Annotated in this window: 7 protein-coding genes; 4 read left to right on the top strand and 3 right to left on the bottom strand. The window is 65.3% G+C overall.

Going from position 1 to position 9,582, the window contains the following annotated elements:
• Positions 1–117 precede the first annotated feature (117 nt).
• Together I55_RS07495 and I55_RS07490 are read right to left on the bottom strand one after the other, a co-directional pair.
• The gene (locus I55_RS07495; RefSeq protein WP_044559891.1) at positions 118–1,920 is read right to left on the bottom strand and encodes a CocE/NonD family hydrolase; all 1,803 of its coding nucleotides are present in this window, start codon (positions 1,918–1,920) and stop codon (positions 118–120) included.
• Positions 1,921–1,995: 75 nt separating this feature from the next.
• A complete protein-coding gene (locus I55_RS07490) occupies positions 1,996–4,818 on the bottom strand; it encodes a TonB-dependent receptor domain-containing protein (protein WP_199902496.1) in 2,823 nt (940 codons plus the stop codon).
• A gap of 237 nt (positions 4,819–5,055) precedes the next feature.
• Here I55_RS07490 and I55_RS07485 point away from each other — a divergent pair, with 237 nt between their 5' ends.
• On the top strand, positions 5,056–6,498 hold the full coding sequence (locus tag I55_RS07485; protein WP_049973922.1) for a YfcC family protein: 1,443 nt from the start codon (positions 5,056–5,058) through the stop codon (positions 6,496–6,498).
• Positions 6,499–6,597: 99 nt separating this feature from the next.
• On the opposite strand, the gene I55_RS34215 is transcribed toward I55_RS07485, so the two are convergent.
• On the bottom strand, positions 6,598–7,242 hold the full coding sequence (locus tag I55_RS34215; protein ID WP_148293617.1) for an AidA/PixA family protein: 645 nt from the start codon (positions 7,240–7,242) through the stop codon (positions 6,598–6,600).
• 272 nt (positions 7,243–7,514) lie between these two features.
• On the opposite strand from I55_RS34215, the gene I55_RS36900 reads away from it, so the two are divergent.
• From I55_RS36900 to kdpA, 3 genes are read left to right on the top strand one after another with little or no spacing between them, the layout of a single operon-like run.
• Positions 7,515–7,691 (top strand): hypothetical protein, encoded by a 177-nt coding sequence (locus tag I55_RS36900; protein WP_159107135.1) that lies wholly within the window; start codon positions 7,515–7,517, stop codon positions 7,689–7,691.
• The gene (gene kdpF / locus I55_RS33825; protein ID WP_083900923.1) at positions 7,672–7,785 is read left to right on the top strand and encodes a K(+)-transporting ATPase subunit F; all 114 of its coding nucleotides are present in this window, start codon (positions 7,672–7,674) and stop codon (positions 7,783–7,785) included. The genes I55_RS36900 and kdpF overlap by 20 nt, the downstream gene beginning before the upstream one ends.
• 46 nt (positions 7,786–7,831) lie before the next feature.
• Positions 7,832–9,559: a potassium-transporting ATPase subunit KdpA gene (kdpA, locus tag I55_RS07480; RefSeq protein ID WP_044559889.1), complete on the top strand. Its 1,728-nt coding sequence runs from the start codon at positions 7,832–7,834 to the stop codon at positions 9,557–9,559.
• Positions 9,560–9,582: the final 23 nt, after the last annotated feature.

The following is a 9,582-nucleotide window of genomic DNA, read 5'->3' as shown; positions in this document are numbered from 1 at the left end:
GGTTTTCTGGTGACGTTCCTCTTTGCCTCCTGACGGCTGCGGGCGCCCTTGTTGCGATACCTGGCGATCGACCGTCGCATGCCAGGCGCAGTTTTGATCTGCCGGGTGCCGTGACCGTTACGGCGGGTGCGACGTTACTGGTCTACACGATCGTTCATGGCGGTCAGGCAGGTTGGCGTCGAAGTGGGGGAAGTTGCTGCTGGACACCTCCACCCGGATGCGGTGGCCGGCCTTGAAGCGGTTGGCGGTGGGGAAGAAGGGGATGGTCAGTTCGTAAATCTCCCCCGCCTCCATCATCACCGGCCGTTCCCACCCCTGGCGATACCGGGTGCGCAGGATGCCGTGGGCCAGGTTCATGGCATAGCCCCGGGGATAATCGGCCGAGGGCGGGTGCACGTCCACCAGCTTCACTGTGAAGTCGGTGTCCAGCCGGTCGGAACTGACGTGCAGCACCGCCTCGGGCGTGCCGGCCAGCACGATGTCGCGCGCCAGCGGCGCCGTCTCGAACACCAGCACGTCATCGCGGTCGGCCAGGGGACCGAACGGCGGCGTGGCGGCGTAGCTGCCGGGAAGGGTCGCCTGGTCGAAGGCCCCGGCCTCCATCACCGGGGCGCCGGACGCCGTGGCCCCGCCCAGGGTGGGCACGGGGCGCGCCGGGTCGTACTCATAGGCCAGGCTGGCCGGCCCGGCGGCCGGTGCCGCCGGGTCCAGCCGGCCGTCGGCGTGCAGATGGTAGGTTGTCGGCGTCACGCCGGCCAGGGGCCATTGGGGCGCGTCCACCCACGCGCCGCCATGGTCCAGCCGGCCGTCGGCGGGGCGTCGCGCGCCGGAACCGCCCCCCATGATGAAGACGCGCACCGGCGCGTCCTCCGCCACCCAGGCGCCCTTCAGCCAGCGGTCGAACCAGCGCAGGCGCAGCGTGTCGTAGTCGGGCGCCAGGCTGCCGTCCAGGGTGGCGGCGGTACCGAAATCCACATCGCCGGCGAAGCTTTCCGACCGGCGGCCGTGGGTCCACGGCCCCATGATCAGGTGGGTGGGGCCGTGCTTGCGCGCCCGCATCCCCTGATAGTTTTCCAGCGTGGACGAGGCATAGGGGTCGTACCAGCTGCACAGCAGCAGGGTGGGCACGTCCGCCATGGCGGCGTAGTGTCGGGCGGCGCCCAGGCCCATCTGCCGCCAGTAGTCGTCGAACTCGCCATGGCGGGCCTGCTCCAGGACGTAGGCCTCGAACTCCGGCAGGGCCGCGAGGGGGGAGTGACCCTCCCGCCAGGGCCAGCGCTTCACCCAGTCGGCGATGTCCTCCGCCTCGATGGCGGCGCGCAGGGCGGGGTCCTGTTCCACCGCCGGTGAGACCAGCGCCTGGCGATAGGCCCAGGTCAGCTGCTTCAGTTCGAACGCCCCGCCCTGGCGGATGCCCGCACGGTAGGCCTCGGCGAAGCCCCCGGAATCCATCACCATGCAGGCCAGGTGGGGCGGGTTCTGGCAGGCCGCCGCCATCTGCACATGGGCGCAGTAGGACAGGCCGTAGGTCCCCACCTGGCCGTCGCACCACGGTTGCCGACCGATCCAGGCCAGGGTGTCGACACCGTCCGCCGCCTCGTTCACGTATTTGGTGAACACCCCTTCGGAACCGTAGCGGCCGCGGCAGTCCTGCAGCATGACGACATAGCCCGCGCGGGCGAAGGTGCTGGCCACCTGCTGACGCGTGCGGGGCGCCGGGTCGGCCACGCTGATCTCCGACAGCACCAGGCCGCTGCGGTCATAGGGCGTGCGCTCCAGCAGCACGGGCAGGGGCCGGTCCCAGACGGCGCCGCCGACCACGGGGCGGTAGACATCCGCCATCAGGGTCACGCCGTCGCGCATGGTCACGGGCACGTCCCTGTCGACGTGCACATCCTCGACCGGAGGAATACGGTTCATGCCAAAGCCACCTTGTCTGCATTTTCTGGGGAAAGGGGGGCGGAACCGGCCCGCCCCCGGGGTCGGCCGTCCACCTCACATCCGGAATTGCAGGCGCATGTACATGTACGTGCCGCGCACGTCGTACGTGTACATGTCGAAGTTGATGGGGTTGTTGGCGGCCGAAGCCGGCGGCTGGACATTGAAGACGTTGTCCACACCCAGGGTGACCCGGGTGTCCAGCTCCTTGAAATTGTATCCCAGCTGGATGTCCTGGTAGACGATGGCCGGGATGCGGCCGCCGTTGACGGCGTTGTTGGGGATATCGCGCGAGGTGCCGATGTAGCGCGCCTTCCACCCGGCCGACCATGGCCCCTCGTCATCCTGGCTCCAGCGGAGGGAGGCCTGGCCCTTCCAGTAGGGATATGTCGCGCGCGGCTGGTCGGAATGGCCGGCCAGCTCCTGCCGCAGGATGCTGCCGTCCGGCTGGGGGATGTAGTTGTCGAACTGCAGCAGGCGGGAGGCGTTGACGCCGGTGGTGACGATGCCAAAGCCGCTGTCGAAGGTGTAGCCCAGCGAGATGTCGACACCCTTCTCCTTGATCTTGCTGAAGTTGCTGACGGCCTGCAGCACGTTCAGCACCTGGCCGGTGGCGGGATCGCGCTGCAGCAGGCTGCAGGAGCTGCCGCCGGTGTTGGCGCAACTGGTCAGGATCTGCTGCGCGGTCTGGCTGGAAATGGCGTCGTCCACCTCGATGGCGAAATAGTCGACGGTGGCGGACGCGCCCCTGATCCACGCCGGGGTGTAGGAAAGGCCGACGCTGTCGGTGCGCGAGGTTTCCGGCTTCAGGTTGGGGTTGCCGCCGGTGCTGCCGTTGATCAGGCCGTTGCCGTAGTTGTACTGGCTGTAGCTGGTGGGCACGCCGGCGCAGCCGGCGAGGCCCTTGCCGCCGCCGTTGCAGGGGTCGACGGCCTGGAAGGAGGTGTTGCGGCCGCCCTGGTCCAGCTCAAGGATGGAGGGCGCGCGGAATCCTTCGGAATAGCTGCCGCGGAACAGCAGGTCGGCCACGGGGCGGTAGGCGATGCCGGCCTTCTTGGTCGTGTTGCCGCCATAGGTGCTGTAGTTCGAATAGCGCAGCGCCCCGTCCACATCCAGCTTGTAGATGGCGGGCAGGTCGCGCAGCACCGGGATGTCGAATTCGGCGTAGGCTTCCTTGGTATCGTAGCTACCGCTGGTGGGGTTGCGGGTGGCGGCGGAGGTGCGGGTCAGGCCCGTCACGTAGACGGGCGTGGCGTTCACCACCGCGTCCGGCGTGTCGTAGCCATATTCCCGGCGATAGGACGCGCCCGCCGCCGCCATGACATCGCCGGCCGGCAGGCTGAACAGACTGCGCGAGACGTTGAATTCCGCGCTGGTCTGCGACACGCCGTCCTCATCATGGGCGTTGTAGCGGATCCAGTTGGCCATCTGCGGCGTGATCTTGCCGAAGATGTTGAGCGGCACGCAGCCGGCCACGGCGGCACAGCGGGTGGGGGAGCCCAGGGCCAGCGCCAGGTGGTCGTAGTCGACGTTGTTGGCGCTGTCGAACGTCGCCTCGTTGCGGGAGTAGGAGACGAAGGCGTCCCAGTTCCACGTGCCCCACAGGTCGACCTTGCCCTCAAGACCGGCGTCCGCCCGCCAGGTGTTCACCTCCTGCACGTTCTGGCGGTCGCCCACGTCATCCAGGTAGCGGCGCAGCCGGAAGCTGGACCCGGTGAAGGCCTTGCCGAAGATGTTGTAGGCCTGGTTGGCGGGCATGGTGATGCCCTGGCCGCCGTTCACATCCAGCAGGAAGGGGGAATAGAGCTGCGCCGAGCGGCGGTGATTGTACAGGAACTCCACATGGCCGCTGACGCTGTCGGTGATGTCCGTGGTGTAGCGCAGGAAGGTGCCGTAGCGCGTGCTGGGGCCGGTCGCGTCACGGCCCTGGACCAGGGTGTTGAAGTAGTCGCCGGGCAGGGCCGCCGCGCGGAAGTTGGACGTGGACGTGCCGTCCGTGCCGGCGATGCGGGTGAGGGTGGAGGAGGAGACGCCGGGTAGGTTGTACAGGCCGCGCGGGCTGATGGGCGGCGACGTGGGGGCGGTCAGCGCGACGCGCGTCAGGTCGCGGTCCTGGGTATAGATGGGCAGGATGTCGACCAGGTCGGCGGAGAACAGCAGCGTGCCCCGGCCCAGCTTCACCCCTGCCGTCATGTCGGCCGAGACGCTGCGCCCGTCGCCATTGGAAGAGATGCCGGACTGCACGTTGGCCCGCACGCCTTCGAAGTCGCGCACCAGGTGGATGTTGACCACGCCGGCGATGGCGTCGGCGCCATAGATGGCGGAGGCGCCATCCTTCAGCACCTCCATAGTGTCGACCAGCCCCACCGGAATGGTGTTGAGGTCGACGAAGTCACGGAAGCCGCGGCCGCCGACGGCGTTGACCCAGCGGTGGCCGTCCACCAGCACCAGGGTGCGGTTGCCGCTGCCCTCGGCGCTGCCCAGGTAGCGCAGGTTGATGGAGCTGACGCCGAAAGATGTGCCCTGGGTGCCGTTGGAATTGAGGCTGACACCCACCGAGGGCAGGGCCTGCAGCAGGTCGCCCACCGACAGGGGCGCCGCCGCCTGGATGTCCTCGATCGACAGGCTCTGGATGTTGCCGACCGACTGGGCGTCCTGGCCCTTGATGTGGGTGCCGGTGACGACGATTTCCTGCAGGTCGTCGATGGCCGAGGCCTGAGCCGACCCCGGGGCCGACGCCTGCGGGGCGGCCTGCTGCGCTTGGGCCGGATTGGACCAGGCCGCCAGCGCCAGCAGGCTGGTGGACATGAGAAGGCCGGTGGACATGAGAAGGCTGGTGCCGGCGGCCTTCCTGAAGCGGGACCCAACTGCTGTTGTCATTTTTCTATCCCCCGATTTTTCGCGTGACGTCCCGGGTATGAGGGGACCCGCCCCTGTGGTTCCCGGGATCAATGCTCCCTGTGCATGGCCTAGGTAAACGGCGAGGACAGAAAGCCGCAATATTATGAATTTATCAGAACATCCTATGCATGTTGGTTATGGACTCAAATAATCGCTCGTAATTCCGCAATGCTTGGGTAAGGTGCCGGGTAACAGGGAATACCCGGGGACAGGAAAATGGCGGTTTCGCAAGAGGTGGCGTCCAGCCGCCCGCAAGAGGATCAGGGCACCATCGCCGCGACGGGCGGGCATTCCCAGGGACGCATGCCGCATCCGGTGATGATGATGCTGTTCATCATCCTGGCGGCGGCGGCGTTGACCTATCTGGTGCCGTCGGGGGAGTATGCGCGCGGGCCGGACAAGCTGGTGGTGCCGGGCACCTTCCACACCGTGCCCAAGGCCTATGGCCTGGACGCCCTGCTGACGCCGCACAAAAGCGGATCGCAGCAGGCCTTTCCCGCCAGCATCCCCGGCGTCGCCCTGTCCATCCCGGCCGGCATGGCCGCCACGGCCAACCTGATCTTCATGGTCATGTTCTCCGGCGGCATGTTCGGCGTCCTCCGGGCCTCGGGCGCGCTGGACGCCGGTGTCAGCCGCCTGGTGGAGGTGGCGCGGGGCAACGCCTATGTGCTGGTGCCCATCCTGATGGCCGTCATCTCCGCCGGGGCCACCTTCCTGGGCATGATCTCGGAATTCCTGGTCGTCATCCCGGTGATGGTGGTGCTGGCGGAGCGGCTGGGTCTGGCGCCGCTGTTCGCCGTGGCGGTGGTCACGGTGGCGGCCAAGATCGGCTACCTCGCCTCGGTCACCAACCCGGTCGCGCTGCTGATCGCCCAGCCCATCGCCGGCGTGCCGGCCTTCAGCGGGATGGGCCTGCGCCTGGCCGTCTACCTCGCCTTCATGGCCCTGGGCATGCTGTACGTCATGCGCTATCTGCGCCGGGTGGGCTACAGGGTGCCGGCGGTGGCGCCGACCGGCGGGCGCCTGTCGCGCCGCCATGCCGGCGTGCTGTCGCTGCTGGCGTTGGCCATGGCCGTCATCCCCTATGGCGGCCTGGAATTGGGCTGGGGCAACCGAGAATTGGGCGCCTTCTACATCGTGCTGGCCATTCTGATCTCGGCTGCGGGCGGCCTGTCCGGCGCCCGGGCGGCGGAGGCCTTTACCGAGGGTATGAAAAGCATGATGCTGGCCGGCATCCTGGTGGGCCTGGCCAGCGCCGTGGAAACCGTGCTGAAGGACGGCCTGGTGCTGGACACCATCATCCACGCCTTCGCCAGCGTGGCGGATGAGCGGTCGCCGCTGCTGGTGGCGCAGAGCCTGACGGGGGTGGAGATGGCGCTGGACGTCCTGATCCCCTCCACCTCCGGCAAAGCGGCGGTCAGCCTGCCCATCCTGGCCCCCATCGCCCAGATGTCCGGGGTCAGTGGCCAGTTGACCGTCATGGCCTTCCTGTTCGGCAACGGCCTGACCAACATGGTGACGCCCACCTCCGGCATGCTGCTGGCCTACCTGGCGGCTGCGCGGGTCAGCTACGCCGCCTGGATGCGCTTCGTGCTGCCGCTGTGGGGCGTGCTGGTCGCGCTATCGCTGGCCATCATGGCGCTGGCGGTGGTGTTTTAGCTATGGCGATGGCGGATAGATAGAAACTGGCCGCAGGATTCTTGGTCATCCTGCGGCCAGCCCCATTTGCTTTGGCGAAGATAGAAGAGACTCTATTTTCTATTGATTCTCTGGGTTCTTGTGAAGCTCTCTCGCGAAAACAACCGGATCCCAACTGACGTATCCTGCCAGGGTTTGTCCATCAGTAGACTTGTCGTAATGAAACAAAGCTGCGTATATGTCGAAGTTCCAAGTTCTTCCCGGATTAACAACTTTAGCATCGCAGCTAGAGAAGCTAGCGTGACCGTGCGCAAAAGGATAGCCATTTTTTGCAGTTGGATATGCTGCGTTTTCAAGGGTGGTGATCTTAACCTGTGCCTCCCCAAGGATCGGATCGCCACCAACGATGTTATAGATAAAGGCTGCATAATGTGAGTTGCCATCGATGCTTATGGAGCGGAAAGATACTGTATCTCCAACTTTTGCGTTTAGCACGATGCTACCGGGATCTGTCCGACCAGGATGGGGTTCATTCGCTTGGTTCCTGAGATAATTCCATCCATACGGGTCATGTGCGACCATATTAATCCCATCATACTTTGTATAATGTCCAATCGGTGTCGGGCTCTCAGGATGTGGGCTTAAAGATAATTTCTTATTTTTGATCTTTGAAATAATAAGCCCAACGTCCAATATCGTCATTACTTCAATCGTGATATTATGATTATGATTGAAAATGGGGAGTGGCGTGACAACGTCAGTCATAATTTTTCTCCATTCTGAATAGACCTTTTCATTGGTGCAGCAGGTCTGATGCTGTTAACGGCGTTTGCCGTTATATTTTGGAATGCACAAACCGTGCCAGAAGTTGATTTCAATATTTACAACAACTTGCTAGGCTCTCCCATAGCCCCCACTCACTTAATGGACACGTCGGACGTGTCCATCACGATTCGATAACCATGTTTAGTAGTTACCTCCCATCTTCCCATTAAAATCCTTTTATTTTCGCCCCCCGGCTTTGCCATCGAATTTTGATGGCCATCGGCGGTTTCCTCAGCGTCGACCCATTCCGCCCGGAAGCGCCTGTCACGAAAGGCTTCCGGGCTTCGTTCGTGAGGAACAACCGCATGCTCGACGTCATCCTTGTCGCCCTCCTGGTGGGGCTTTTCGGGCTGGGCGTGGCCTACGCCTATGCCTGCGAGAGGCTGTGAGGCGCCCATGGTCGATCTGATCCTGGGCGCCGCCGTCTCGGTCGGCCTGACCCTTTACCTCGTCTATGTCCTGATCCGGCCCGAACGGTTCTGAAGACGGGCGCTTTGGGGCGCCCGTCGCGCATGCGGAGATTTTTCCCGTGACCTTCAACGGCATTCTTCAGATCGCGCTGTTCGCCGCGATCATCCTGGTCCTGACGCGGCCCCTCGGCGGCTTCATGACCCGTGTCTTTTCCGGTGAGCGCACGCTGATCGGCCGGGCGCTGGGCCCGGTGGAGCGCGCGATCTATCGCCTTTGCGGCGTCGATGAGACGACGGAGCAGCACTGGCTGACCTACGCGGTCGCCCTGCTGCTGTTCAACATGATGGGTGCTTTGGTGCTGTACGCGCTGATGCGCCTGCAGGCGCTGCTGCCCTTCAATCCGCAGGGGCAGGGGGCGGTGACGCCGGACCAGTCCTTCAACACCGCCATCAGCTTCGTCACCAACACCAACTGGCAGTCCTACGGTGGGGAGACCACCATGGGCTATCTGGTGCAGATGGCGGGCCTGACGGTGCAGAACTTCCTGTCCGCCGCCACGGGCATCGCGCTGGCCCTGGCGCTGGTGCGCGGCTTCTCCCGCCGGGGTGCCCGCACCATCGGCAATTTCTGGGTGGATCTCACCCGCTGCACCCTCTACGTGCTGCTGCCCGCCTGCGTGGTCATGACCCTGTTCTTCGTCTGGCAGGGCGTGCCGCAGAACCTCGCGGCCTATACCGAGGCCACCACGCTGGAAGGCGCCAAGCAACTGATCGCGCAAGGCCCCGTGGCCTCGCAGCTGGCGATCAAGATGCTGGGCACCAACGGTGGCGGCTTCTTCAACGCCAACTCCGCCCACCCGTTCGAGAACCCCAACGCCCTGGTCAACCTGGTGCAGATGCTGAGCATTTTCGCCATCGGCGCCGGCCTGACCAACGTCTTCGGCCGCATGGTGGGCAATGAGCGCCAGGGCTGGGCCATCCTGGCCGTCATGGGCGCCCTGTTCATCGTCGGCGTCGGCGTCTGCTATTGGGCCGAGGCCCAGGCCAACCCGCTGCTGGCCGGCCTGCCGGTGGACCAGACGGTCAGCGCGCTGTCGCCGGGCGGCAACATGGAGGGCAAGGAGGTGCGCTTCGGCATCGCCAACACCGCCCTGTTCGCCACCATCACCACCGACGCCTCCTGCGGCGCCATCAACGGCTGGCACGACAGCTTCATGCCCCTGGGCGGCATGGTGCCCATGGTCAACATGCTGCTGGGCGAGGTCATCGTCGGCGGCGTGGGCGCCGGCCTCTACGGCATCCTGCTGATGGCCATCATCGCCATGTTCGTGGCGGGCCTGATGGTGGGCCGCTCGCCGGAATACATCGGCAAGAAGCTGGAGGCCAAGGAGGTGAAGATGACGGTGCTGGCCATCCTGGCCATGCCGCTGGTCATCCTGGTGTTCAGCGCCATCTCCTCCGCCATTCCGGCGGGTGTCGCCGGCGTCGCCAACAACGGCCCGCACGGCTTCTCGGAAATCTTCTACGCCTTCTCCTCCGGCGCCGCGAACAACGGCAGCGCCTTCGGCGGCCTGTCGGCCAACACGCTTTGGTACAACATCACCCTGGGCGTGACCATGTTCGTGGGCCGCTTCTTCATCATCATCCCGGCGCTGGCCATCGCCGGCGCCCTGGCCGCCAAGAAGTCCATCCCCGCGTCGGCCGGCACCTTCCCCACCACCGGCCCGCTGTTCGTCAGCCTGCTGGTGGGCGTGATCCTGATCGTTGGTGGCCTGACCTACTTCCCCGCCGTGGCGCTGGGGCCGGTGGTCGAGCACCTGCAGATGATGGCCGGCACCACCTACTGACCCCCGGGTAGAAGCCTGCATGG

This window comes from Azospirillum sp. B4 (assembly GCF_000333275.1).
Classification (GTDB): Bacteria; Pseudomonadota; Alphaproteobacteria; order Azospirillales; family Azospirillaceae; genus Nitrospirillum.
The sequence above is the reverse complement of the archived record's forward strand: the minus strand, read 5'-3'. Positions and strand labels throughout refer to the sequence as shown.

What these genes read in the sequence shown, in the direction of transcription:
- I55_RS07490 (WP_199902496.1), bottom strand. Translation starts at nt 4,818, where the DNA reads ATGACAACAGCAGTTGGGTCCCGCTTCAGGAAGGCCGCCGGCACCAGC.
- kdpF (WP_083900923.1), top strand. Translation starts at nt 7,672, where the DNA reads ATGCCTGCGAGAGGCTGTGAGGCGCCCATGGTCGATCTGATCCTGGGC.
- I55_RS07485 (WP_049973922.1), top strand. Translation starts at nt 5,056, where the DNA reads ATGGCGGTTTCGCAAGAGGTGGCGTCCAGCCGCCCGCAAGAGGATCAG.
- I55_RS34215 (WP_148293617.1), bottom strand. Translation starts at nt 7,242, where the DNA reads ATGACTGACGTTGTCACGCCACTCCCCATTTTCAATCATAATCATAAT.
- I55_RS36900 (WP_159107135.1), top strand. Translation starts at nt 7,515, where the DNA reads ATGGCCATCGGCGGTTTCCTCAGCGTCGACCCATTCCGCCCGGAAGCG.
- I55_RS07495 (WP_044559891.1), bottom strand. Translation starts at nt 1,920, where the DNA reads ATGAACCGTATTCCTCCGGTCGAGGATGTGCACGTCGACAGGGACGTG.